This window comes from Enterobacter sp. DVT3837, from assembly GCF_056238685.1.
Window position 1 is genome coordinate 224,409 of the sequence record NZ_JBWDLA010000001.1, and the last position, 23,962, is coordinate 248,370.

Here is a 23,962-nt window from a genome sequence, read left to right on the forward strand (position 1 = left end):
CGCCACCCGGCACACAGGTTAATGCGCCCCTTTCGCCTGGGTAACAATCTCTTCCAGGTTTTCAGGCATTGGCTCATACGGCGTCTCTTTCGCCGTCGGCTTGTCTTCTTTCAGCGCTGCCAGCGCGGTTTTGAGAGAATACAACGCCAGCACCACGACCACCACCATAAAGAAGATGGTCAACCCGGCATCCAGACGGTTGTTAAACACCAGCTGTGACAGCTGAGACTCCGTGTACTGCGCCGGGATCTTACCGCTGTCGATCATCGCCTGGAACTTGTTGGCAATGGCCAGGAAGCCCACTTTGTTATCCGGGCTGAAGGCTTTCTGCCAGCCCGCCGTCAGGGTACAAATCAGCAGCCACGCCGTTGGCAGCAACGCCACCCACGCGTAACGCTGGCGCTTCATCTTGAACAGTACCACCGCGCAGAGCATCAGCGCCATGCCTGCCAGCATCTGGTTGGCGATACCGAACAGCGGCCACAGGGTGTTAATCCCGCCCAGCGGATCCACCACGCCCTGATGCAGGAAATAGCCCCACGCCAGCACGCACAGCGCCGTTGCCAGCAGGTTGGCCGGTAACGAATCAGTCCGTTTCAGGTTCGGGGAGATAACGCCCAGCAGGTCCTGCAACATAAAGCGTGCTGCACGGGTACCGGCATCTACTGCGGTAAGAATAAACAGCGCTTCAAACAGAATGGCGAAATGATACCAGAACGACACGTCCATCAACCCGCCCAGTGCGCCGTGCAGAATGTAGGCCATACCCACTGCCAGCGTTGGTGCACCGCCCGCACGAGAAATAATCGACTGTTCGCCGACTTCATTAGCAATACTGGTCAGTGTATCCGGCGTAATGGCAAAGCCCCAGCCGCTCACCACCTGAGCCGCAGAGGCGACCACGTCAACGGTTCCGGCTGGAGCCAGTAACGCCATTGGGCTATTCATCGCAAAGTACACGCCCGGATCGATAATACAGGCGGAGACCAGCGCCATGATCGCCACGAAGGATTCCATCAGCATGCCACCGTAGCCAATCAGGCAGGCCTGATTTTCATTGGCAAGCATTTTCGGCGTGGCCCCGGAGGCAATCAGGGCGTGGAAGCCAGACACCGCACCACAGGCGATGGTAATAAACAGGAACGGGAACAGATTGCCGGTCCAGACCGGGCCAGTGCCGTCGATAAATTTGGTCAGCGCAGGCATGGTCAGCGTCGGGCGCATAATCAGAATGCCGATAGCCAGCCCAACGATGGTGCCAATTTTCAGGAATGTAGAGAGGTAGTCACGCGGGGCCAACAGCAACCAGACTGGCAACACTGCCGCCACAAAGCCGTATCCCACCAGCATCCAGGTCAGTTGTACGCCAGTAAAGTCGAAGAACGGTGCCCAGGTTGGGCTTTCCGCTACCCAGCCGCCGGAAATAATGGCGAACACCAGCAACACCAGGCCAATCACCGACACTTCACCAATACGTCCCGGACGCAGGTAACGAATGTAGATCCCCATGAAAATGGCCAGTGGAATGGTGAAGGCGACGGTGTACGTCCCCCACGGGCTGTGGGTTAACGCTTTCACCACGATCATCGCCAGCACCGCCAGAATGATCACCATGATCATAAAGGTCGCCACCAGCGCGATCACCCCAGCGGTTGCACCCATCTCCTCTTTCACCAGTTCACCCAGTGAACGCCCGTCGCGACGGGTGGAGACGAACAGCACCATAAAGTCCTGCACTGCCCCTGCCAGCACAACGCCGGCGAGGATCCAGATCATCCCCGGCAGATAACCCATTTGCGCAGCCAGCACCGGCCCCACCAGCGGGCCTGCCCCGGCAATAGCGGCAAAGTGGTGGCCGAACAACACTTTCTTATCGGTAGGAACATAGTCCAGCCCGTCGTTATGACGGACAGCGGGCGTCATACGTGTGGCGTCAACTGCCAGCACATTTTTCGCGATAAAGCGGCCATAAAAACGATACGCGATCAGATAAATGCAGACGGAGGCGACGACTATCCAGAGCGCATTGATCTGTTCCCCCCGATTGAGGGCGATATAGCCCAGGGCAAAAGCTCCCACAACGGAGAGCCCTGCCCATATAAGGTATTTCCCTGAGTTGTTCATAGTTGTTGTCCGTTGTTGTGAAACAGTGAGATGTTACATTTTGTTTCTAGAACAACGGCAAAAATTTAACAACTTTGAAACGCAATAATGTGTGGTCAAACCAGACATTTACATCACAGTGTTAAGCCGATCACTATCAGTTGAATGGCTTAGCCCAATACCATCGTACTCAACCGGCAGGTACAACAGCGCCGTCCCTGCTCGTCGAACACTACAATCTCCCAGCTCTGGCTGGAGCGCCCGAGATGCAGCGGCTGACACACGCCACGCACCTTACCCTGAGACACCGCGCGATGATGCGTGGCATTCAACTCGGTTCCCACCACGTTCTGCCCGTCGCGGGTCATCAGAAAACCGGCCATTGAGCCCAGCGTTTCGGCCAGCGCCGCTGAGGCACCGCCGTGCAGCAGGCCAAATGGCTGATGCGTGCGCACATCCACCGGCATTTCGGCTTCCAGCGTGTCGTCACCGAGGCGGGTATAAACGATCCCCAGATGCGCCACCAGGGTGTTCAGACTGGTGGCATTCAATGCCTCAAGCGATAAATGACGTTTCCAGATCATTACACCCCCAGCGTGGAACCGCCGTCCACCACAATATCCTGCAAGGTAATATGGCTGGCGTAGTCAGATGCCAGGAACAGAATGGTGTTGGCAATCTCCTGCGGACGGGCGATTTTACCCAGCGGGATGCCAAGCTTAAATTGCTCGCCGAAGCCGCTAATGCGCTGTTGCTCTGCATCGTCGCTTTTCCACAGCGTGCGCTGCATATCGGTGTCCGTTGAGCCCGGCGACACCAGGTTACAGCGCACGCCGCTGCCCGCCAGTTCCAGCCCGACGGTCAGAGCCAGGCTTTTCAGTGCGGCTTTCGAGGCACCATAGGCACTCATCCCGATGCGCGGCGTGTGCGCCGCATCAGAGGCAACGGTGACAATTGCCCCGCCCTGCTGGCGACGGAAGTGTCCCATCGTCTGCTGAAACAGGTTAAACGCCCCGCCGACGTTAACCGCAAAGGTCTGCTGCCACTCCTCCTGTGAGAGCCGATCCGTTGCCCCCATGCGCAGAATACCGGCGGCATTCACCAGCACGTCAAGGCGGTCGAGGGTTGCAAACATGCGTCCGCAAACATCAGCCACCTGTTCGGCGTCCGCCACATCCAGCTTTTCAGTGGCGAACGGATAGTCGTCCTGTGGAAAGGCCAGGTCGAAACCCGTGACCTTAGCCCCGGCATCCACAAACGCCAGTGCCGTTGCATAACCAATACCCTTACCTGCGCCCGTCACCCAGACGCTTTTACCGCTAAAATCGAACCCCGCCATTACTTCACCTCACGGGAAAGTAGCGCCCACCAGGCATCGATGGTTGGATTTTTTGCCAGCATCACGAAGTCAATGTCGCCATGCACTTTACGCCAGCGGGCAGCCAGCGCCATCATGCGCACCGAATCCAGGCCATAGTCGATCAGGTTTTCGTCATCCATCGGTTCATCGGATTCGTCCAGCAGCGGCAGAATAACGTCACGCAGCGCGGCTTTCGATACCGGGAGCGACGGCAGCAACTCGTTGGTCATCACCACGCGCCCGGAGCGGCCCGCCACATAGTTGAGCGACATCAGGTGCTCGTCGCGGGTGAAATCCGCCAGCGCGTCGGCAATAAAAAACGGCTTGATGTCGCGCATAAAGGCATCGGTAGCGGTGGTCATGCAGCCGATGTGGGCGTACACGCCGGTAATCAGCAGCTGGTTGCGGCCCGTTTCTTTCAGCATCAGTTCCAGCGGCGAGCGGTGGAATGCACTGTAACGCCATTTCACCAGCACCGTGTCCGCTTCGTCCGGCGCCAGCTCCGCCACAATACGTTGCTGCTCGGGAGAACGGGTCAGACCCGGCCCCCACATGTCGTTCAACAGGGCGCGATCTTCATCGCTCTGCTCTTTTGGCTGCGCGGTGTAATACACCGGGATGTTATGTTCTTTGCAGTACGCGCGAAGTTTCGCAATATTCGCTACCACCTGCTGCATCATCGTGCTGTTTTCGCCCCAGAAGTTCAGGAAGTACTCCTGCATATCGTGGATCAACAGCGCGGCACGATCTGGCTCAAACGCCCAGTTCACTTTACTGGTCGGCAGCTCTGCGGCGGTTGGTAGCGCATAGGCGGTTAATTTTGGGATAGCCATACTCTGTTCCTTAGCCCCGGGCGCGTTCAGCAAGCCACAGGCGCAACTGTTTCTTATCGACTTTACCGACAGGCGTTAGCGGGAGCGCATCAACGCTCTCCACCCGGTCCGGCAGTTTGAATTCTGCGACGCCCTGCTCGCGCAGGAAGCGGCGCACTTCGACCGCGCGCAGCGGCTGTTTCACCACCAGATACGCACAGCTCTTTTCGCCAAGCAGGCTGTCTTCCATGCTTACCAGCGCAGCGTGGATCACCACCTCGTGGCGCAGCAGCAGGTTTTCGATCTCTTCGGCGGCGATCTTCTCCCCGCCGCGGTTGATCTGATCTTTCTCACGCCCCTGCACGGTGATGTAGCCCTGTTCGTCAATGGCGATCAGATCGCCGGAGCAGTAAAAGCCGTTGGCATCAAAGGCGCTGGCGTTGTGTTCCGGACTGTTGAAATAGCCGCGGAAAGTGTACGGCCCGCGGGTCATCAAACGCCCGACTTCGCCGCGCGGCAGCGGATGACCGTGCTCATCAGCCACCCACACTTCGTCGTCCGGACACATCGGACGTCCCTGAGTGTTGATGATGCGTTCCGGGGAGTCGTCGAGGGCGGTGTAGTTCACCAGCCCTTCCGCCATGCCAAACACCTGCTGAAGCTGGCAACCAATCTCAGCCGGAATACGCGCGGCGAGCGTAGCGGATAACCGTGCGCCCCCCACCTGCAACAGCGTGAGTGATTTCAGTTGAGTGTTTCCGGTTCCTTCGGCAATCGCCTGTAGCCAGAGACTGACCGCGGGTGGCACCAGCGAGGTGACAGTAATCTGATGCTGTTCAATCAGCGGGAAGCACAGCGTGGCGCTCGGATCGTTCGCCAGCACCACACAACCACCCGCCGCGAAGACGCCAAGCGATCCCGGCGAGCTCATGGCGTAGTTATGCGCCGCAGGCAGCGCGTTCAGGTAACGGGTTTCAGCGGTAATGCCGCAGATCTCGTTGCTACGACGGATGCTATAGTCGTAATCGTTGTGCGTGCGCGGGATTAGCTTCGGCGTGCCGGTGCTGCCGCCGGAGAGCTGGAAGAAGGCAACTTCGTCGGCGGGCGTCGGGTTCGGGATGAAGTTGTCAGCCGGACGCGCAATCGCCGTTTCCAGCGCATGTTCCCCTTTATCGCCACGCAGCAGCACGACGCGGACCGAGCGATGTTCATCAGTAAAGGTATTGAGAAACACATCGTCAGTAAAAAGCGCATGGTCGCGATCGGCGATCAGTACGGCGGGTTTAATTTGCGTGGTATAGGCATTTAACTCGCTGCGCTGATGGCTAAAGAGCGCGTTAACCGGAGCCACGCCGATTTGCAGCAGCGCGAAAAAGGTGATGTAGAATTCGGCCACGTTACCGAGTTGAACCAGTGCCGTTTCGCCGCGATGCAGTCCCTGCATCTGTAAAGCCGACGCCAGATTGTTCACCGCCTGATTAAACGCGCGGTAGGTAATGCGACGATCGCCGTCGATAATCGCCACCGCGTCGCTATCCGCACGATCCGTCAGGATGTGGGTCAGGGGCAAATCCTGCCAGTAGCCTTTTTCTCGGTAGCGCCGGGCAAATTCCTCGGGCCATCGGGTAAAGGGGATGATCATGAGTATTCCTTAATGCAAACCAAAAACGTTGAGCATGGTGGAGAGCTTCACACCGGTTTCGCGCCACTCGCCCACCGGGGAGGAAGCAGGCACAATGCCCGCCCCGGCAAACAGGCGAACAGACTTCTCATGCAGACGCGCGCAGCGGATGGTCACTACCCATTCACCGTTACCTTCGCTATCGCACCAACCGACGATGCCGCCGAACAGTTCACGATCGAACGGCTCCAGTTCGGCAATCAGTTCTTTTGCCGCCTGATGCGGGAACCCGCTCAGTGCCGGGGTCGGGTGCAACAGGCAGGCCAGGCTCAGGGCGTTTTCGTTTTCTCGCGCGTTACCTTCCACTGGCGTCGCCAGATGCCACAGCGTGGGTGTCGTGATCAACTGCGGAGAATCAGGCATGCTGAGATGGTGGCTGCGCGGCGCCAGAGTAGATTTCATCGCCTGAGTGACCAGGTCGTGTTCGTGGCGATCCTTCTCAGAGGCGAGCAGTTTATTGCCCGCCTCACGGTCAAGCACATCGTCGGGCTGACGACGCGCAGAGCCTGCCAGCGGGAGCGAGCTAAAATGCGCCCCCTCTTTTCGCAACAGCAGTTCCGGACTTGCTCCCAGCAGCACGCCCCCCTCTTCCAGCGGCACATGGAAGTTAAAGCTCGCCGGGTTCTGGGCGATAAGACGCTCCATCAGAGCACCGCTATCCAGAGGCTTGTCGGTCGCGATATCAATCAGGCGCGAGAGCACCACTTTGTTCACCTGAGGTGTGGCGGTAAGTGCGGCGGCGCGGGCGACCATCTCTTCAAAAACAGGCTGCGGGGGAATTTCGGTGCGTTGCTCCACCTTCAGCGCCTGCGAGCCGGAAAAATAGCGAGCGGATTGCTGACGTGCAGGACGGGAAAAGGTCTGCCAGCGTTGTGGAATAAACAGTGACGACCGTTTGCGGGTATCGAACGGAATAGCCCCCACCATCACCGGATGCGCGATACCGCTGGCTTTTGCATCCCGGAAGGCCTGCGCTAATTTTTGCTGGAAGTGGCCAGTCAGATCATCACCACCGACGGCAGATTCAGAGAAACGGGCAAAACAGCCGGACGTGGTAAAGCTGCGGTAAGGCGACATAAAGAAAAAGCTGTCTGATTGCAGCGTGGTCGCGGTGTGCTGAACTTCCTCAGCCAGGGACGTATCCATATCATCCTCCTGAAATGATAAAAGAAGCAATAATGATTATCATTTATGTTTTCGTCGGCTAACCTAATCCCACAGCGCTCCGCTGTCAACCATCGGGTAAATACTTGTGCGACAAACGCTTGCATCCCTTTCTCACAACCATGAAAATGAGAAGCATTATCTTCAACAAAAACAGGATGCCGCTCAGTGAAATTCCCTGCCGTTTGCCGCAATGCCCTTTTTTTAACAGGACTTTTTGTTTTAGGACTAACCTCAGCCACCGCCGTAGACTGGCCGCGCCAGGTCACCGATAGCCGTGGCGTGCATACCCTGGAGAGCAAACCGGCGCGTATTGTCTCAACCAGCGTGACGTTAACGGGTTCCCTGCTGGCGATTGATGCCCCGGTGGTTGCCAGCGGCGCCACCACGCCCAACAACCGCGTGGCAGATGCACAGGGCTTTTTACGTCAGTGGGGGGATATCGCGAAACAGCGCAGCGTTGCGCGTCTTTATATTGGGGAACCCAGCGCCGAAGCGGTCGCCGCGCAAATGCCGGATCTGATTTTGATCGGCGCCACCGGCGGGGATTCTGCGCTGGCGCTCTACGACCAGCTCTCCGCCATTGCCCCGACGCTGGTGATCAATTACGACGATAAAAGCTGGCAGGAACTGCTGACGCAGTTGGGCACCATCACCGGGCAGGAAAAGCAGGCCGCAGAGCGCATCGCGGCGTTCGATAAACAGCTCGCGCAGGTGAAACAGCAGATGAAGCTGCCGCCGCAACCGGTAAACGCCATCGTCTACACCGCCGCCGCGCACAGCGCCAACCTATGGACGAGTGAATCAGCTCAGGGCAAGCTGCTGCACCAGCTAGGCTTTACGCTGGCGGAAATGCCCGCCGGATTACACACATCAAAAAGCCAGGGTAAACGCCACGACATCATCCAGTTGGGCGGCGAAAACCTGGCAACGGGGCTTAACGGTGAAGGGTTGTTTGTGTTTGCCGGTGACCAGAAAGATGTCGACGCGATTTACGCCAATCCGCTGCTGGCGCATCTGCCTGCGGTGGAGAACAAACGCGTCTGGGCGCTGGGAACAGAGACGTTCCGCCTGGATTATTACAGCGCGATGTTGGTATTAGACAGATTGAATGCGCTGTTTAAGTAAGCAATTTCCCTCCCTCTCCCGGTGGGAGAGGGTCGGGGTGAGGGCGTCAGGCCGCACCGTCGTTCAACACAACCTCCTGTCTGAACCGGCGCAATTCTGCTAATACCATTAACAGGATCCCGCCAACAACGGCTAATACAAACCCGCTGCTGCTCGCCGACGCCACCGGAGTCATCATTGCCCCCAGCCCACCGAGGATCGCCGCACCAATCGCATCGCCCGTTACGTTTTGTGCCGTCCACAGGCCATTAATTCGCCCCAGCATTCCTTCCGGTGTCTGGGTCTGAATCAGGGTATATTGCAGCAGCGAACTGATAGCACTCAGCCAGCCGAAGATCACCAGGCAAATCACGCCCAGTGCCCACACCGGCATCAGGCTGAAGAAACCAATGGCGATAAACGAGGCCAGCGTGGCAAGCAGCATAATCAGCCCCGGGCGTACACTCTGCGCCAAATTACCGCTGGTCAGCGCCCCGCACGCCGCGCCAAGCGGAATGGCGGCGTAGAGAATGCCAATCTCCGAGGCGCTCATCTGCCACTCTCCCGCCAGCGCCGGGTACAGCACGCGCACGGCGCTGGCCATCGTCAGCAGGCCACCGAGCAGCGCAATCCCGCCAATCAGCGGGTTGCTGAACAGGAAACGAATAGCGGCCATCAGAGATTTCAGCGGATGCTCGCGCGGCTGCGGCGGTGGCGGCAGCAACGGCAGGCGCAACAGCGTCAGCGTGGTGATGAAGGTGCCCGCCGCCGCCAGTCCATAGTTCCACGCCACGTTACCGGTCGCCAGCAGCAGACCGCCGAGCATCGGCGAAATCACCGAGCCCAGACGCACGGTAAGCATGGTAATCGCCCCCGCCTGCATCAGGTTCTCGCGCCCGACCAGCGCGGGGGTGGCAGCCAGTAGTGCCGTTACCCCTAGCGAGGCAAAAAAGCCGTCCCACAACCCGAGGGCGTAAATCGCCACAAGCGAGGGTTCGGGCAGCATGGCGTTCAGACACAGCCCGATAAACCCCACGCCGCAGGTGCCGCGCGCCAGCAGGATCAGCTTTTTACGCTCGTAGCGGTCCGCCAGCACGCCGCCGACCATCAGTCCGATAAACATCGCCCCGCCCGTAAAGGTAACCGATAACCCCACCAGCCAGCTGGAGTCCGTTATGGTCTGGATCTGTACCGGTACGGCAACGCCGAGCAGGCCGAGAGATAAAATGGAGATAAAGCGGGCGATAAAAACTGCCCGGTATGCAGGGTGCGTTTTAAGCAGGCTGAGGTTGAGCAGCCAGGATTTTTGATTCATGACAAAGCCTTGAGTGTAATTCTACCCATTCCATGGGCGCACATGCTAACATAGCTAAATAAGATAGATAACGATAATCACTATCATTATCAAATCATGGATGTTGCTATGTCGTTTTCCTCTTCTTCGGTGCGCGCCATTGCCGTGCCCGTTTTATTGCTGCTGTTGATCCTTGCGATTGCACTCAGCCTGCTGGTCGGCGCTAAGCCGCTGCCCGCGTCCGTTATCGTTGATGCGCTCACCGGCACCTGCCAGAGCGCCGACTGCATCATCGTGCTCGACGCCCGACTGCCCCGCACGCTTGCCGGACTGCTGGCCGGTGGCGCGCTGGGCCTTGCGGGTGCTCTGATGCAAACCCTCACCCGCAACCCGCTGGCCGACCCTGGTATTCTGGGCGTCAACAGCGGTGCCAGTTTTGCCATTGTGCTCGGCGCGGCCATGTTCGGGTTAACGTCAGCGTCTGAACAGCTGGTGATGGCCTTTTGCGGCGCGCTGGTGGCCTCGCTGGTGGTGGCGTTTACCGGCAGCCAGGGCGGCGGGCAACTCAGCCCGGTACGTCTGACCCTTGCGGGTGTCGCGCTCGCGGCGGTGCTGGAAGGGTTATCCAACGGCATCGCCCTGCTCAACCCGGACGTTTACGACCAGCTGCGCTTCTGGCAGGCCGGCTCGCTGGATATCCGTACGCTGGAAACCTTAAAGGTAGTGGTGCTCCCGGTGATCATCGCTGCCGCCGTCGCGCTGTTTTTAAGCCGGGCGCTGAATAGCCTGAGCCTGGGCAGCGATACCGCCACTGCGCTTGGTAATCGGGTTGCACGTACCCAACTCATTGGTCTTCTTGCCATTACCGTCCTGTGCGGCAGCGCTACGGCGGTCGTCGGCCCAATCGCCTTTATCGGCCTGATGATGCCGCACGTGGCGCGCTGGCTGGTGGGGGCAGATCACCGCTGGTCACTGCCGGTCACGCTTCTTGCAACGCCTGCCCTGCTGCTGTTTGCCGATATCCTGGGACGTTTGCTGGTCCCCGGCGAGCTGCGCGTCTCGGTGGTCAGCGCCTTTATCGGTGCGCCGGTGCTGATTTTCCTGGTACGCCGCCGACGCGGAGGTGGCGCATGATGGCCCCATCCCGACGTTTAGTCGCCTGTGTCTCCCTGCTGGTTATCACCATTCTGCTGCTGGCAACGTGGAGCCTGCGCAGCGGCGCGGTGATGCTCGATTTCACCCAGGTGTTTAACGCCCTGCTCGGCAGCGCGCCGCGCGCTATAACCCTGGTGGTGACGGAGTGGCGACTGCCGCGCGTGGCGATGGCGATACTGGTGGGCGCGGCGCTCGGGGTGAGCGGCGCGATTTTCCAGTCGCTGATGCGCAACCCGCTCGGCAGCCCGGACGTGATGGGCCTCAATACCGGTGCCTGGAGCGGCGTATTAGTGGCAATGGTGCTGTTTGGTCAGCACCTGACGGCCATTACCTTTACCGCAATGGCCGGGGGCATTCTGACCTCGCTGATTATCTGGGCGCTTGCCTGGCGTAACGGTATCGACACCTTTCGTCTGATCATCATCGGCATCGGCGTGCGTGCAATGCTGATGGCGTTTAATACCTGGCTTTTGTTACAGGCGTCACTGGAAACTGCGCTCTCTGCGGGACTGTGGTACGCCGGTTCCCTGAATGGCCTGACATGGGGCAAAACCTGGCCCGCGGCACCATTGATTGTTCTGATGTTTATCGGTGCCCTGCTGCTGGTGCGCCGTATGCGTCTGCTGGAGATGGGTGATGACAGTGCCTGCGCCCTGGGTGTGAGTGTTGAACGTTCGCGCCTGATGCTGATGCTGGTCGCCGTCTTACTGACCGCAGCGGCGACGGCGATTGCCGGGCCAATCTCGTTTATCGCCCTGGTGGCACCGCATATTGCCCGGCGTCTTAGCGGCACTGCGCGCTGGGGCTTAACCCAGGCGGCGCTGTGTGGCGCATTGTTATTGCTGGCCGCCGATCTCTGCGCCCAACAGCTGTTTATGCCTTATCAACTTCCGGTGGGCGTCGTGACCGTCAGCCTCGGCGGTATATACCTCATCGTCTTGTTAGTTCAGGAGTCACGCAAGAAATGACTGACTTAGCTTCCCGCTTGCGCGGCGACAACTTAACCCTGGGTTACGGCAAAAAAATCATTGCCCGTGACTTAACCGTTGCTATTCCGGACGGCCACTTTACGGCGATTATCGGCCCGAACGGCTGCGGAAAATCGACCCTGCTGCGCACCCTCAGCCGTTTGATGACGCCAGTTGAAGGCAGCGTGTACCTCGACGGCGAGCACATCCAGCACTTCGCCAGCAAAGAAGTGGCCAGGCGCATTGGGCTGCTGGCGCAAAACGCCACTACGCCGGGCGATATCACGGTGCAGGAGCTGGTCTCTCGCGGACGCTATCCGCATCAGCCGCTGTTTACCCGCTGGCGTAAAGAGGATGACAATGCGGTGACCCGCGCGATGCAGGCGACGGGCATTACCGATCTCGCCCGGCAAAGCGTGGATACCCTCTCCGGCGGGCAGCGCCAGCGCGCGTGGATCGCGATGGTGCTGGCGCAGGAGACGTCCATCATGCTGCTGGACGAGCCGACGACATGGCTGGACATCAGCCATCAGATTGATTTGCTCGAATTGCTGAGCGATCTCAACCGCACTCAGGGGTATACCCTGGCGGCGGTACTGCACGATTTGAATCAGGCCTGCCGCTACGCCACGCACCTGATTGCGCTGCGCGATGGCGAAATTGTGGCGCAGGGCGCACCGGGAGAGATTGTGACACCAGAGCTGATCGAGCGGATCTATGGGATGCGCTGCATGATTATTGACGATCCGGTGGCAGGCACGCCGCTGGTAGTGCCGTTAGGCAAGCGTGCGGTCTGATGCCCTCACCCCGGTCCTCTCCCACAGGGAGAGGGTTAGGGTGAGGGGCTTTAAACGTTACCCCAAAATCTCCCTCAACACTGGTCCTATCTTCTCAAACGCCTGCGGTGAAATGATATCCACGTGGGCGCAATCCTGACTATACACCTCAAGCTCCGCCACCCACGGCGACCAGGCCTGCTGCGGGTCCATCGTTCGCGTGCGTTCGGCAACAAACAGCGTCGCTTTACCCTCAAAGCGCGCGCTGTGCGCCGTGGTCAGTAGCCGCACCGCATCGGCGTAGTTGCCTTCAATGGCACTGAATAGCTCGCTGGAGCCTTGTCCCTGCTGCGCGGCGATAAACGCCTGACGCTCGCGCTCAATTTCCGCCAACACTTCCGGGTCGAGGCCGTTGGCCTCTTTCTCCGCCCAGTTCTGGGTTTCCGGCGGCCAGGTATCCAGCAGGCCGAGGAATGCCACCTCTTCACCCTGCTCGCGCAGTCGGGCCGCAATGCCCTGAGCCAGCGTACCGCCGAGGGAATAGCCGATCAGGTAATACGGCCCCTGCGGCTGCTGGGCACTCAGCGTTGCCAGATGATGTTCGATCACACCATCCAGATCGGCGCACTGCTGCATTGGTCCGTCCGGGCGCGGGGACTGAATGCCCGTTATCGACCAGCGCGGGCTAAGGTAGCGCGCCAGCACGCTGAACTGCCAGGCAAAGCCGGACGCAGGGTGGAAGCAGAACAGCGTAGGACCACCGCTTTCTCGCAGCGGCAGTAGGGTTTCATACCCCAAACGCTGCACCTGCTCGTCGCTCATCTGTGAATCTAACAGCGCGCTAAGCTTGCTCACCGTCGAGGCGACCATAATTTGCCCCGGCGTCACCTTGCGGGCAAACGCGCGGCTGAGCTGTGCCGCCAGGCGCATCGCCAGCAGAGAGTGTCCTCCGAGGGCGAAGAAATCGGCTTCGATATCATTCACCTCACAGCCTAGTAGCGCAGAAAACGCCTGCGCGACGGCAACTTCGGTGCCCGTCTCCGGCGCGCGGCCGGAAGTTTGACGGGTGAGCTCCGGCAGCGGCAGCGCCTTGCGGTCAAGCTTGCCGTTCGCGCTTAACGGCAGCGCACTGATTTGCAAAAGCACCACCGGCACCATATGCGGCGGAAGCCGCGCTTTAAGCGATTCCAGCAAGGTATCACGATCCAGCGGCAAACCGGATTCGGAGACAACGTACCCCACCAGCTGACGGGCATCTCCCCCCGTTGCCGCCGCCTGGTTGAACACGCAGGCATTCGCCACGGCCTGCGCGACGTCCGGCAGGGACAGCATCGCCCGGTCGATTTCACCCAGTTCGATGCGCTGGCCGCGAATTTTCAGCTGATCGTCACTGCGGCCTAAATACTCCACCGCGCCGTTATCCAGCCAGCGGGCGACGTCACCGGTGCGGTACATACGTTCACCCGGCGCGAACGGGTCAGCGATAAATCGGCTGGCGGTCAGATCAGGACGTCCCAGATACCCTTGCGCCAGCTGAATACCGGTAAGATAGAGATCGCCCGCTACGCCAAACGGCACCGGGCGCATCATCGCATCCAGAATGCGCAGCCCCGTGTTCCACACCGGGAAGCCAATTGGCACGCTGTTGCCCTCCACCGCCGCCAGTTCAGGGCCATACGCCGGATACCAGCTGACGTCCACTGCCGCTTCCGTCGGGCCATAGAGGTTATGTAGCGGCGCATGGGTCAGTTGCTCCCATTCCCGGCAAAGCGCCGTCGGCAGAGCTTCACCGCTGCAGAAGACCTGCTTAAGCGACTGACAACAGTCGACGTTCTCCGGCGTCAGCGAGGCGACAAATGCCGCCAGCATCGACGGTACAAAGTGAGTGGTGGTCACACCGTGTTGCGCGAAGAAGGTCTGCATCGCCTGCGGATCGCGGTGAGCTTCCGGCTCGGCCATTACCAGCTTCGCCCCTGCAATAAACGGCCACCAGAACTCCCACACCGAGACATCAAAGCTGCACGGCGTTTTCTGCGCTACCACGTCACTGGCGTCCAGCGGGTAGTGATCCTGCATCCACTTCAGGCGGTTTACGATGGCAGTATGTCCAACCATCACCCCTTTCGGGCGGCCAGTAGAGCCAGAGGTAAAAATGATGTACGCAGTCTGCTCCGGCTTCGCCAGGCGCAGCGGTTCCGCATCCGCAGCAGGTAACAGTGTGTTGTAACTAAACGCCGTGATCGGGAGATCGCTAAAGCGCGGGAGCTGCTCGTCGGTGGTGATCAGTAGCGACGGTTTCGCATCCTCCAGCATCATCCGCAGACGGTCGTCCGGGTAACCGGTATCCAGCGGCAGCCAGGCAGCGCCCGCTTCCACAATGCCGTGCAGAGCCAGCGTCAAAAACACCGAACGCGGTAAGGCCACCGCCACGCTGTCGCCCGGCTTCACGCCGCGTTCGCGCAGTAACGTTGCCAGCGCGACAACCTGCTCACGCATCTGGCGATAGCTCAGTTCAATATGCGCGTCCGCCAGCGCAGGGGCGTCCGGCGTTTTGCTTGCCTGATTCGCAACCAGATCCGCCAGCGTGGTGGACGGCAGCGTCAGCCCGGTATCGTTGATGCGGGCCAACTGTTGATATTCCTGCTCCGAAACGGTTTCCACTTCGCCGCAGCGCAGGTCCGGGTTGGCGGCAAACTGCATGAGCATCGCGTTCAGGCGCGAAACGTGGCGGGCGAGCGTTGCTTCATCGTAGCGCTGTTTATTGGCGAGGATCTCAATGCTCAACCCACCCTGCTCGTCCGGGAACAATGCCAGCTCCAGATCGTTCACCGGGCCGGTTGCCAGCGTGTGGGTGGTGGCCTCTACGCCGTCGATATCCAGCTGATAATCGAACATCTTAATGTTCAGCACCGGGCCAAACAGCGCTTCGTCGCCTGCGGCGCGCCCGCTGTCGCGCACGATCTGCTCGGCGTCGTAGCGCTGGTGGCGGCGCATTTTTTTCAACTGGTTCGCCAGGCGCAATGCCAGCTCTGGAAGGCTCTCCTGCGGATGGATATTTACCGCCAGCGGCAGGACGTTGAGTACCGGTCCGGTGGCGGTCAGCGCGGCGGACCCCATGCGGCGCATAAAGATAAACCCGGCGGCGTAGTCCAGCCGTCCGGTGAGGCGCCCGAGCCACAGCGCCACCAGCGCAAGCGCCAGATCGGTACGCTGCACCTGCCCTCCCGCCTGTGCCAGTTGGCTAAAGGCACGGCTGTCAGCGGTCATGTTCAGACGCAGAATGTCGGTGGTTGCTGCACGCCCGGGTAGCGGCGTGGAAGAGAGCGAAACGGGGGAAGGAAGCGCTTTCCGCTGTTCAGCCCAGAAAGCGCCATCACGCTGATACGCCTCGCTGTCGCGATAGCGCTGGTACTCTTCCACCACCTCAGCGAAAGGCGTAAACGGGGATTCTGGCGTGGGTTCGCCGTTTTTCCATGAAGCATAAATCGCGGCAATATGGCGCGTAATCGCCGGGAAGCTGAAGCCATCCACCACCAGGTGGTGATAACGCTGATACCAGTACCAGTGGCTTTCAGCAACCTGAATCAGCTGGTGAAACGCCAGCGGCTGGCCGCTGTCTACACGCAGGTTCTGGTTGAGATCGGCTGTCATCAGCGCCACAGCGTCATCGTGTGAGCCGACGCGAATGACGGTGGGTTCCGGCAACATCATGGACTCATCCAACCACTGCCACACTTCACCGTTATCTTCTGCGAAACGCATGCGCAGGGTATCGGCCTGCATCATGCCTTCAAGAATGGCTTTGGCCAGCAGCGGCGCGTCAATATCGCCTTTCAGTTCGGTGTAGTGCGCCACGCTCCAGGCGTTGGGCAACGTGGACAGCTGTTCCGCCATCCAGATCCCCGGCTGGGCGGCGACGAGAGGAAGACGGTTCATGCGTTCTCCCCCGCATAATGATACGGTTCTAACGTTTGCCAGTGCCCGGTCAGCCACTGCTGGCACGCTTCCTGCGACTGTGCTTCACATACCACACGCCAGCCAGCGGGCAGTTCGCACTGCTGCGGCCACAGGCTGTATTGCCCCTGGTCGTTACGCAAAATGGCGAACTGTCCCTGCGGATTATCGAAAGGATTGCTGAATTCCATACAGACTCCGTTATTGAATGAGCGGCTGCCAGAGGGTCATCAGCCCCTGCGTCAGCCCACCGCGCCAGCAAAGCGCATCGTGCCCGCCGTCAACCTGACGCCAGAAAATCGGCTGCTGCGCGTGTAGTTCGGCGTAAATCGCCTGATTGGCATTGAAAATCAGCGGCTCGTTGCGCCCGGCCTCAAGGACGATACGCAGCCCTCTCGCGGTTAGCTCACCCGCTCTGAGCTGTTCAATGAGGCACCCGTCCTGCTGCCCGCCACGGTGCGGCCACCAGTACGAGCCGGACTGGCTCAGCACGCAGCCAAAGCGCTGCGGCCAGTTGAGGCCAGCATAAAGCGAAGAGAGTCCGCCAAAGCTCTGTCCCGCCAGCACGGTACGGTCGGCGCGGTCGCTAAATGGCGCACGTTTTTTTACAAGAGGGAGAAGCTCTTCCTGCACCGCCAGCCAGAAATCGGGGTTACAGGGCAGTTCGCGGCTGCGATGTTCCATGTCAATCGCATCGATTAATACGTAGACCGCAGGCGGCAGTTTGCGCTCGGTGGTGAGCGACGTCAGCGCAGGCCAGACCGGCATGCTTTCGGCCCAGAACTGCCCGTCGAGCAGCACCGCCAGCGGGCGCTCGGGGTCGTCATCTCCGGTGGTAAAAATCCACACGCGGCGGCGGTTGTTCAGACGCGTGCTGTTCCACTCAATGCAGACCGGCGGCTGATACGGCGTATCGGGACGATCCCAGCCGGGCTGAACGGGCGCGTCCGGCATCTCCAGCGCCGAGACGGCATGACCGCGACCGCCGCGCCAGCTCTGCGGATTCAGCGGGTCGGAAACCGCGTGCGGCAGCAGCCTGCGCCAGCCTTCACGCAGCGCCATACGCTCCGGCTGCTCGCCTTCAAACACGGTATTGGCAAAATCGTTTTCGTTATCGGAGGGGATAAAACAGTAGCTCCCCCGCCATTCGGGGCTGAACTCACCCTGCCACTGCCAGACATCGGTATCGGGAATGCGTTCGAGGGACTGCGGTCGGGCATTTTGATGGTGGTCTGTTACGCCAGTGACGTAGAGCCAGACGCGTTTGATCGGTGACGTTCTTTGCGTTCCTGCCGGGTCACGCCACCAGAACGTGACGCGATATTTTCCCTTTCCCGGCTTCCATTCAGGCCCCTTTTTCGACTGCCACCACGCTTCACTTCCCGTTGTTAACGCCGTCACCCTTATAACCTCATGTTTAACAGTCTTTTTTGTTTCAGAGCAAATTTTATTGATAATATTATTGATAACTATTTGCATTTGCAATAGCGTAGTGCCCGCGCTGTGGGAAGCGCTCATAAAACAACCATAAAAGCAGGACGTACAATGAATAAGAAGATTCACTCTCTGGCCTTGCTGGCCAATTTAGGGATTTACGGCGTCGCGCTACCCGCTCTGGCAGACGACAATACCGCCTCCGCGCAGCACGAAGACACGATGGTGATCACCGCCGCCGAGCAGAATCTGCAGGCGCCGGGTGTATCGACCATTACCGCCGATGAAATTCGTAAAAATCCACCCGCACGCGACGTGGCTGAAATCATCCGTACCATGCCGGGCGTTAACCTGACCGGGAACTCAACCAGCGGCCAGCGCGGTAATAATCGTCAGATCGACATCCGTGGCATGGGGCCGGAAAACACCCTGATCCTGATTGACGGCAAACCGGTGACCAGCCGTAACTCCATCCGTCTGGGCTGGCGCGGCGAGCGTGATACACGCGGGGATACCGGCTGGGTCCCACCGGAGATGATCGAACGCATCGAAGTCATCCGTGGCCCGGCCGCCGCGCGCTACGGCAACGGCGCGGCAGGCGGCGTGGTGAACATCATCACCAAAAAATTCGACGACCAGTGGCACGGCTCCTGGAACACCTACCTGAATGCGCCAGAACACAAGGATGAAGGGTCCACCAAACGCACCAACTTCAGCCTGAGCGGCCCGCTGGGCGGTGACTTCAGCTTCCGCATGTATGGCAATCTGGACAAAACCCAGGCCGACGCATGGGACATCAACCAGGGTCACCAGTCTGACCGTACCGGTGCCTACGCCGACACGCTGCCGGCAGGCCGTGAAGGTGTGGAGAACAAAGATATCAACGGCGTGGTACGCTGGGACTTCGCGCCGATGCAGTCTCTGGAGTTTGAAGCAGGCTACAGCCGCCAGAACAACCTCTACGCAGGCGATACCCAGAACACCAACAATGACAACAGTTCCAGCGGCCTGGTGAAGAAAAACTACGGCAAAGAGACCAACCGTATTTATCGTCAGAACTTTGCGGTGACATGGAACGGTGGCTGGGATAACGGCATTACCACCAGCAACTGGGCACAGTACGAACACACCCGCAACTCGCGCCTGGGCGAAGGGCTTGCGGGGGGGCTGGAAGGCCTGTTCAACAGCAATAAATTCACCGACACCGACCTGGCCGACGTGATGCTGCACAGCGAAATCAACCTGCCGATTGATTTCCTCGTTAACCAGAACCTGACGCTGGGCACCGAGTGGAACCAGCAGCGTATGAAGGACTCCACCTCCAATACGCAGACTCAGCAAGGCGGTAAGATCCCTGGCATGAGCGACGATCGTAGCCCGTACTCTTCAGCGGAGATCTTCTCTCTGTTCGCCGAGAACAACATGGAGCTGACCGACAGTACCATGCTGACACCGGCGCTGCGCTTCGATCACCACACGATTGTGGGCAACAACTGGAGCCCATCCCTGAACCTGTCGCAAGGCCTGGGAAATGACTTCACGCTGAAGATGGGGATTGCGCGCGCCTACAAAGCACCAAGCCTGTACCAAACCAACCCAAACTACCTGCTGTACAGCAAAGGCCAGGGCTGCTATGCCAGCTCTGATGGCGTCGGGTGTTACATGATGGGTAACGACGACCTGAAAGCGGAAACCAGCATCAACAAAGAGATCGGTCTTGAGTGGAAACGCGACGGCTGGCTGGCTGGCGTGACCTGGTTCCGCAACGACTATCGCGACAAGATTGAAGCGGGTTACGCGCCGGTGGGTCACACCTCTTCCGGTAAAGTGCAGACGGATATCTACCAGTGGGAAAACGTGCCGAAAGCGGTGGTTGAAGGTCTGGAAGGCTCCCTGAACGTGCCCGTTAGCGACACGATCAACTGGACCAATAACATCACTTACATGCTACAAAGCAAGAACAAAGAGACCGGTGACCGTCTGTCGATCATCCCGGAGTACACGCTGAACTCCACTCTGAGCTGGCAGGTCCACCAGGATGTATCGCTCCAGTCGACCTTCACCTGGTACGGCAAGCAGCAGCCGAAGAAGTACAACTACAAAGGTCAGCCTGTGACCGGGTCTGAGAAAGACGAAGTGAGCCCTTATAGCATCGTTGGCCTGAGCGCGACCTGGGACATGACCAAAAACGTCAGCCTGACCGGCGGCGTCGACAACGTCTTCGACAAACGCCAGTGGCGCGCGGGTAATGCCCAGACCACGGGCAACGCCACCACCGGTGCGTATATGTACGGTGCGGGTGCGTATACGTATAATGAACCGGGTCGCACCTGGTATATGAGCGTGAATACGCGATTCTGATACAGGCAGTAACTCCCCCCTCTCCCGTTGGGAGAGGGACGGGGTGAGGACATCAGGCCGCACTATTTGCTGAGAGAGGAAAAACATGCACACCACCCACAGCACGTTCATTCTCGCCGGCCACACCGTCCACCACATCACCTTCGACACAGCCACCTTCGCCGACGCCGATCTCCTCTGGCTCCCCCACCACGCCGAGCTTTCAAACGCCGGGCGCAAACGCAAAGCCGAGCATCTGGCCGGGCGCATCGCCGCCGCGCATGCGCTCGGTGCGATAAATGAACGCGCGATTCCGGGCATTGGCCCCAGCGGCGAACCGCTCTGGCCGGAAGGTGTGTCGGGCAGTATCACCCACAGCGGCACGCAGGCGATGGCGGTTGTTGTCCGTCATCCAGATGCCCTGATCGGTATTGATTGCGAAGCCATTCTTCCAGACCGTGAAGCCCGCGAAATCCAGGACGGCATCATTAATGCGCAGGAAGCGATGTGCCTGACGCGTTCGGGTTACCCTTTTGCGTTGGCGCTAACGCTCGCTTTTAGCGCCAAGGAAAGTTTATTTAAGGCTCTCTTCCCGAAGGTGAATACTTACATGGGTTTTGACTGTGCCCGCATAACAAGACTCAATGAGAAAACACTTACGCTGGCACTGACCCGACCACAGGCGGAGTTTAATGAAAACACGCTATTTACAGTTCACTGGTTACTTGATGGTAATCAAGTCATCACTTTGCTGTAACGCGCGTCAGGCAACGAAAATCTTTATTCAGCCACTATTTCACTTCTTTTATTTCTCGCAATGCAAAAAACACTTTTTAGGAATATATCAATCTTCTTTTCCTTTTCTGCAGGAGTAGGATAAAACACCAATAGCCACACTATTAAAATGGATTTATAATGCCGGTAAATGAACGCATTATTCCCACCTCAGGAACCCCGATTAACCCAGGCGGTATCCGACAACTCACCATCGGTGAGATAGCCCTCGCGAAGACGCTTTACGGTTACAGTATCCATTATCATCTGGTGTGGGTGCACAGGGAAAGTTATCTTCCTTTTAATCTCCAGCCTGTCGATATAGCGATGAGTCCCAATGGTGAAATGTGGTTTAGAGAAGAAACTTATTCACCTGATTTCTCATTAGAGGACGACTTAGTTAAGAAACATAGATTTATGCATGAGATGATGCACGTCTGGCAAACACAAAAGGGGATGTTTGTCAGAACCAGAGGATTATTTTCCGGTATTGCTGACTATACTTATAGCTTAGATAAAGTAGATTTATTGCATTATGGGTTAGAGCAGCAAGCATCAATTGTAAGCGATTATTGGTTATTGAAATACTTCGGTCTGGACAAAAATCAGAGTTTATTACAATACCGGGATCTGCATCTTAAAGAAACGCTCTATTACCTCCTGAATAAATACAAAACAGTTTTAAAAGGATTTCCCGGATGAAAAAACTGCTGTTTATTATTGCTATGTGTATTTCAATTACCGGTTGCCCCGGTGGTAAAAGAGCACCTAAAACACGACTAACTTTTATTAACGGCAATCATATTTGTTTCAGCATAAATAAAAATGACATTTTGAAATATTATACAATTTATTCAAGCAAAGCCCATCAGATAAGCATAGTGACGGGTTCCGGATACGGTGATTTAAACGCTTCCTATCCTGATACCTGTATGAATATTAAATGGGAGAATGAACATACTTACGTAATTCATTACGGCTTAAATGGTAAAGAATATGTACATCAGTTCGATATCGATAAAAATGGCAAGCTAATAAATTTAGGAGAACGATAATGTCACTACCCGCTTACCTATTTCTCTACGATGAGCACGGGATGCTCGTACAGGGTGAATGTATGATGCCAGGTCGAGAAGGTGCTATAGAAATCATGAACAGCAGCTACGGCATAAAACTAGCCGTCGATAGCCATACCGGAAATATGACCGGAACACGACAGCATGGCCCGGTTACGCTGCATAAGCAATTAGATAAAATCAGTCCTTATCTTGCCGTTGCCGCTTGCGAGGGAAAACGACTGCAGAAAGCCATCATCAAATATTATGAAATTATTGAAGCGGGAGTAGAAAGTGAGATCTACATCATTACCCTTGATAGCGTGGTAATCTCATCTTTAGATTTTACGCATGTATACTATCCAGGTAGTTCTGCGCCTAACATGCATGAAGTAGTAGGCCTGCGATTCCGGGGTATTGAATGGAACTATGTGAAAGGAAATATTAGATATGACGATGCATGGATGAAACCTGAGCAGAAAGAAAAAACCAGCACATAACTATCCTGATTGATCTAATAAAATATTAATGTATGTGGTTGCTCAAAGCGCGATCCTGGCATTCCCAGGCTCGCCTCGTGATGTTTACCGCTCCCCTTTTTCACTTTCGTTCACGGGCAAATCCCCCGTATCAATTAACGCTCCCGGAAACGTCTCCAGCCACTTCATCAGCTTTAGCTTATTTGTATATGTTGCGCTGACGCCTTCCAGACAGCCCCACAGCTCACGGGAATTTTGCGGCGTAATCACAATACAATCTGGCATCACGCGGATCTTCACGGCTATTCCTGCTTTAAACCCTGCGCGGGTTAACCACGCGCCGGTTAACGGCAGATAGTTGCGCTCCATTCGGGTATAAAGTTCCACACAGGCGGAACCCGCCTCTCCTCTTTCATGAAGATACGCAGAGTGAACCGGTTCGTTATGTAACGCCCGGATGCGTTTTTTGCGTAGCTTCTCGCGATTTTCTTGCTGAATTTCTAAATCTGCATTTTCTGTTTGGGCAATAACCCGCTCTGGCATAGAATTCTTCGCAGCCATAACCAACTCCTGTTTAGTTGTTTGTGGTTAGCGGTATGGAGGTGGTCGCACACCTTTGTACCGCGATTCCTTTTCTTACTTTTTTATATCCTGTTCATAGCTCACATTGCTGTGTTAATTGCCGAAATTATATCACCATGGATAAATGCACAGGTAATCTTCAGTAGTAAATATATGAAAAATGCGACGAGACTCGAAAAAACCGCAAGACGAATATTCTTCCTTTATTAATCACCGAGTTTTATATAAATCAATAATTTCATGCATAGCGCTTTGAGAATTGACTTGTTATTTTAAAGGCCAAGTTTTAGAGTAACTTATTTAGTGTCTTATCCAAACGATATAAGGTTATAAAAAAGTTAAAATCTTTCACCTTACACCTTAAGTTTATGTAATTTAACAAACAATAAACAGCATAATAAACATATTGGATACATATAAGACTACACCCAGCGATAAACATCCATTTCAGTGGGCTGGCTGTTATGTTAATCCATGACATAATCCCCCCCCAACCCGAAAGCACACCCACAATAAACATTACAAATGGCAACCAAAGTATGTTATTTTTAAGATTAACCTCTGCATTTTGATACTCATAAAAGCCTTTCACTAGAAACAAGGTCTTACAAAACTTTCCTCGTTCTTTTTTGTTTGCAAGAAAGTATTCCAATATATATATGTTCAGCTGGAAATTGTCACATAATTTATAATGAGACAATTTAAGCTCTTGCTTGTATTTTCTTAATGAACTTTCTTCATTAGCACTTTCGATTAGAAAATCTACTGCTTCAGCCTTCTTATCATCTGATAAAGAGAAGAAGGTTTCATTGGTAATAAACCTTTTCAAGTATGGTAGTAATGGAATAAATAATTTATAAATATTTGTTAGCGAGGTAATTTCCATTTACTGCTTCCTTAGGCTTGTTTTTATCGCAAACTTCA

At 56.7% G+C, this 23,962-nt stretch carries 21 protein-coding genes; 9 read left to right on the forward strand and 12 right to left on the reverse strand.

Features of this window, described 5'->3' with window-relative positions:
* Nucleotides 1-18 precede the first annotated feature (18 nt).
* From cstA to entC, 6 genes are all read right to left on the reverse strand, one after another.
* Nucleotides 19-2,124 (reverse strand): pyruvate/proton symporter CstA, encoded by a 2,106-nt coding sequence (cstA, locus tag AC0XWG_RS01100; protein ID WP_475680286.1) that lies wholly within the window; start codon nt 2,122-2,124, stop codon nt 19-21.
* Nucleotides 2,125-2,273: 149 nt separating this feature from the next.
* A complete protein-coding gene (gene entH / locus AC0XWG_RS01105; protein WP_028019509.1) occupies nt 2,274-2,687 on the reverse strand; it encodes a proofreading thioesterase EntH in 414 nt (137 codons plus the stop codon).
* Nucleotides 2,687-3,442, reverse strand: coding sequence for a 2,3-dihydro-2,3-dihydroxybenzoate dehydrogenase EntA (gene entA, locus AC0XWG_RS01110; protein WP_475680287.1), 756 nt, complete (start codon nt 3,440-3,442; stop codon nt 2,687-2,689). The genes entH and entA overlap by 1 nt, the downstream gene beginning before the upstream one ends.
* Complete coding sequence (locus AC0XWG_RS01115; RefSeq protein WP_475680288.1) at nt 3,442-4,296, reverse strand: isochorismatase; 855 nt, start codon at nt 4,294-4,296, stop codon at nt 3,442-3,444. The genes entA and AC0XWG_RS01115 overlap by 1 nt, the downstream gene beginning before the upstream one ends.
* A gap of 10 nt (nt 4,297-4,306) precedes the next feature.
* Nucleotides 4,307-5,914 (reverse strand): (2,3-dihydroxybenzoyl)adenylate synthase EntE, encoded by a 1,608-nt coding sequence (gene entE / locus AC0XWG_RS01120; protein WP_475680756.1) that lies wholly within the window; start codon nt 5,912-5,914, stop codon nt 4,307-4,309.
* Nucleotides 5,915-5,926: 12 nt separating this feature from the next.
* Nucleotides 5,927-7,102, reverse strand: a complete 1,176-nt coding sequence (entC, locus tag AC0XWG_RS01125) for an isochorismate synthase EntC (protein WP_128347784.1) — start codon at nt 7,100-7,102, stop codon at nt 5,927-5,929.
* Between the two features lie 186 nt (nt 7,103-7,288).
* On the opposite strand from entC, the gene fepB reads away from it, so the two are divergent.
* Nucleotides 7,289-8,248, forward strand: a complete 960-nt coding sequence (fepB, locus tag AC0XWG_RS01130; RefSeq protein ID WP_475680289.1) for a Fe2+-enterobactin ABC transporter substrate-binding protein — start codon at nt 7,289-7,291, stop codon at nt 8,246-8,248.
* A 46-nt stretch (nt 8,249-8,294) separates the two neighbouring features.
* Here fepB and entS read toward each other — a convergent pair whose 3' ends face one another.
* Nucleotides 8,295-9,542 (reverse strand): enterobactin transporter EntS, encoded by a 1,248-nt coding sequence (gene entS, locus AC0XWG_RS01135; protein WP_128347782.1) that lies wholly within the window; start codon nt 9,540-9,542, stop codon nt 8,295-8,297.
* Nucleotides 9,543-9,650: 108 nt separating this feature from the next.
* Between entS and fepD the strand changes: the two genes are divergently transcribed.
* Genes fepD through fepC form a run of 3 tightly spaced genes read left to right on the forward strand, consistent with a single transcriptional unit; the run spans nt 9,651 to nt 12,441 of the window.
* On the forward strand, nt 9,651-10,655 hold the full coding sequence (fepD, locus tag AC0XWG_RS01140) for a Fe(3+)-siderophore ABC transporter permease (protein WP_475680290.1): 1,005 nt from the start codon (nt 9,651-9,653) through the stop codon (nt 10,653-10,655).
* Nucleotides 10,652-11,644 carry an iron-enterobactin ABC transporter permease gene (gene fepG, locus AC0XWG_RS01145; protein ID WP_475680291.1) on the forward strand — a complete coding sequence of 331 codons (993 nt, stop codon included), beginning with the start codon at nt 10,652-10,654 and terminating at the stop codon, nt 11,642-11,644. The genes fepD and fepG overlap by 4 nt, the downstream gene beginning before the upstream one ends.
* Nucleotides 11,641-12,441, forward strand: a complete 801-nt coding sequence (gene fepC / locus AC0XWG_RS01150; RefSeq protein WP_028019518.1) for an iron-enterobactin ABC transporter ATP-binding protein — start codon at nt 11,641-11,643, stop codon at nt 12,439-12,441. Before fepG ends, fepC begins: the two co-directional genes overlap by 4 nt.
* Before the next feature lie 57 nt (nt 12,442-12,498).
* On the opposite strand, the gene entF is transcribed toward fepC, so the two are convergent.
* From entF to fes, 3 genes are read right to left on the reverse strand one after another with little or no spacing between them, the layout of a single operon-like run.
* Nucleotides 12,499-16,356: an enterobactin non-ribosomal peptide synthetase EntF gene (gene entF, locus AC0XWG_RS01155; RefSeq protein WP_475680292.1), complete on the reverse strand. Its 3,858-nt coding sequence runs from the start codon at nt 16,354-16,356 to the stop codon at nt 12,499-12,501.
* Complete coding sequence (locus tag AC0XWG_RS01160; RefSeq protein ID WP_475680293.1) at nt 16,353-16,565, reverse strand: MbtH family protein; 213 nt, start codon at nt 16,563-16,565, stop codon at nt 16,353-16,355. Before AC0XWG_RS01160 ends, entF begins: the two co-directional genes overlap by 4 nt.
* Before the next feature lie 10 nt (nt 16,566-16,575).
* A complete protein-coding gene (fes, locus tag AC0XWG_RS01165; protein WP_108090631.1) occupies nt 16,576-17,775 on the reverse strand; it encodes an enterochelin esterase in 1,200 nt (399 codons plus the stop codon).
* A gap of 144 nt (nt 17,776-17,919) precedes the next feature.
* On the opposite strand from fes, the gene AC0XWG_RS01170 reads away from it, so the two are divergent.
* The 5 genes from AC0XWG_RS01170 to AC0XWG_RS01190 all read left to right on the forward strand — a co-directional run bounded on the left by AC0XWG_RS01170 (nt 17,920) and on the right by AC0XWG_RS01190 (nt 22,477).
* Entirely contained in the window at nt 17,920-20,169 is a 2,250-nt protein-coding gene (locus tag AC0XWG_RS01170) for a TonB-dependent siderophore receptor (protein ID WP_108090632.1), read from the forward strand.
* A gap of 85 nt (nt 20,170-20,254) precedes the next feature.
* Nucleotides 20,255-20,905, forward strand: coding sequence for an enterobactin synthase subunit EntD (gene entD / locus AC0XWG_RS01175; protein ID WP_475680294.1), 651 nt, complete (start codon nt 20,255-20,257; stop codon nt 20,903-20,905).
* A gap of 158 nt (nt 20,906-21,063) precedes the next feature.
* Nucleotides 21,064-21,624, forward strand: a complete 561-nt coding sequence (locus AC0XWG_RS01180; RefSeq protein ID WP_256067711.1) for a type IV secretion protein Rhs — start codon at nt 21,064-21,066, stop codon at nt 21,622-21,624.
* Entirely contained in the window at nt 21,621-21,977 is a 357-nt protein-coding gene (locus AC0XWG_RS01185) for a putative T6SS immunity periplasmic lipoprotein (protein WP_049007994.1), read from the forward strand. The genes AC0XWG_RS01180 and AC0XWG_RS01185 overlap by 4 nt, the downstream gene beginning before the upstream one ends.
* Complete coding sequence (locus AC0XWG_RS01190; RefSeq protein ID WP_049007992.1) at nt 21,977-22,477, forward strand: Hcp family type VI secretion system effector; 501 nt, start codon at nt 21,977-21,979, stop codon at nt 22,475-22,477. Before AC0XWG_RS01185 ends, AC0XWG_RS01190 begins: the two co-directional genes overlap by 1 nt.
* A gap of 84 nt (nt 22,478-22,561) precedes the next feature.
* Here the strand turns inward: AC0XWG_RS01190 and AC0XWG_RS01195 are convergent, their stop codons facing one another.
* Both AC0XWG_RS01195 and AC0XWG_RS01200 read right to left on the reverse strand, forming a co-directional pair.
* Nucleotides 22,562-23,017: a SymE family type I addiction module toxin gene (locus tag AC0XWG_RS01195; RefSeq protein ID WP_128348991.1), complete on the reverse strand. Its 456-nt coding sequence runs from the start codon at nt 23,015-23,017 to the stop codon at nt 22,562-22,564.
* A 307-nt stretch (nt 23,018-23,324) separates the two neighbouring features.
* Nucleotides 23,325-23,924, reverse strand: coding sequence for a hypothetical protein (locus AC0XWG_RS01200; protein WP_257246848.1), 600 nt, complete (start codon nt 23,922-23,924; stop codon nt 23,325-23,327).
* Nucleotides 23,925-23,962: the final 38 nt, after the last annotated feature.

Excerpts from the sequence above, each read along its gene's own strand:
- AC0XWG_RS01170 (WP_108090632.1), top strand. The coding sequence starts at position 17,920 with ATGAATAAGAAGATTCACTCTCTGGCCTTGCTGGCCAATTTAGGGATT.
- entH (WP_028019509.1), bottom strand. The coding sequence starts at position 2,687 with ATGATCTGGAAACGTCATTTATCGCTTGAGGCATTGAATGCCACCAGT.
- entS (WP_128347782.1), bottom strand. The coding sequence starts at position 9,542 with ATGAATCAAAAATCCTGGCTGCTCAACCTCAGCCTGCTTAAAACGCAC.
- fepD (WP_475680290.1), top strand. The coding sequence starts at position 9,651 with ATGTCGTTTTCCTCTTCTTCGGTGCGCGCCATTGCCGTGCCCGTTTTA.
- AC0XWG_RS01200 (WP_257246848.1), bottom strand. The coding sequence starts at position 23,924 with ATGGAAATTACCTCGCTAACAAATATTTATAAATTATTTATTCCATTA.
- entD (WP_475680294.1), top strand. The coding sequence starts at position 20,255 with ATGCACACCACCCACAGCACGTTCATTCTCGCCGGCCACACCGTCCAC.
- fepG (WP_475680291.1), top strand. The coding sequence starts at position 10,652 with ATGATGGCCCCATCCCGACGTTTAGTCGCCTGTGTCTCCCTGCTGGTT.
- entC (WP_128347784.1), bottom strand. The coding sequence starts at position 7,102 with ATGGATACGTCCCTGGCTGAGGAAGTTCAGCACACCGCGACCACGCTG.
- AC0XWG_RS01185 (WP_049007994.1), top strand. The coding sequence starts at position 21,621 with ATGAAAAAACTGCTGTTTATTATTGCTATGTGTATTTCAATTACCGGT.
- fepC (WP_028019518.1), top strand. The coding sequence starts at position 11,641 with ATGACTGACTTAGCTTCCCGCTTGCGCGGCGACAACTTAACCCTGGGT.
- AC0XWG_RS01115 (WP_475680288.1), bottom strand. The coding sequence starts at position 4,296 with ATGGCTATCCCAAAATTAACCGCCTATGCGCTACCAACCGCCGCAGAG.
- entF (WP_475680292.1), bottom strand. The coding sequence starts at position 16,356 with ATGAACCGTCTTCCTCTCGTCGCCGCCCAGCCGGGGATCTGGATGGCG.
- cstA (WP_475680286.1), bottom strand. The coding sequence starts at position 2,124 with ATGAACAACTCAGGGAAATACCTTATATGGGCAGGGCTCTCCGTTGTG.
- AC0XWG_RS01180 (WP_256067711.1), top strand. The coding sequence starts at position 21,064 with ATGCCGGTAAATGAACGCATTATTCCCACCTCAGGAACCCCGATTAAC.
- AC0XWG_RS01190 (WP_049007992.1), top strand. The coding sequence starts at position 21,977 with ATGTCACTACCCGCTTACCTATTTCTCTACGATGAGCACGGGATGCTC.
- AC0XWG_RS01160 (WP_475680293.1), bottom strand. The coding sequence starts at position 16,565 with ATGGAATTCAGCAATCCTTTCGATAATCCGCAGGGACAGTTCGCCATT.
- AC0XWG_RS01195 (WP_128348991.1), bottom strand. The coding sequence starts at position 23,017 with ATGGCTGCGAAGAATTCTATGCCAGAGCGGGTTATTGCCCAAACAGAA.
- entA (WP_475680287.1), bottom strand. The coding sequence starts at position 3,442 with ATGGCGGGGTTCGATTTTAGCGGTAAAAGCGTCTGGGTGACGGGCGCA.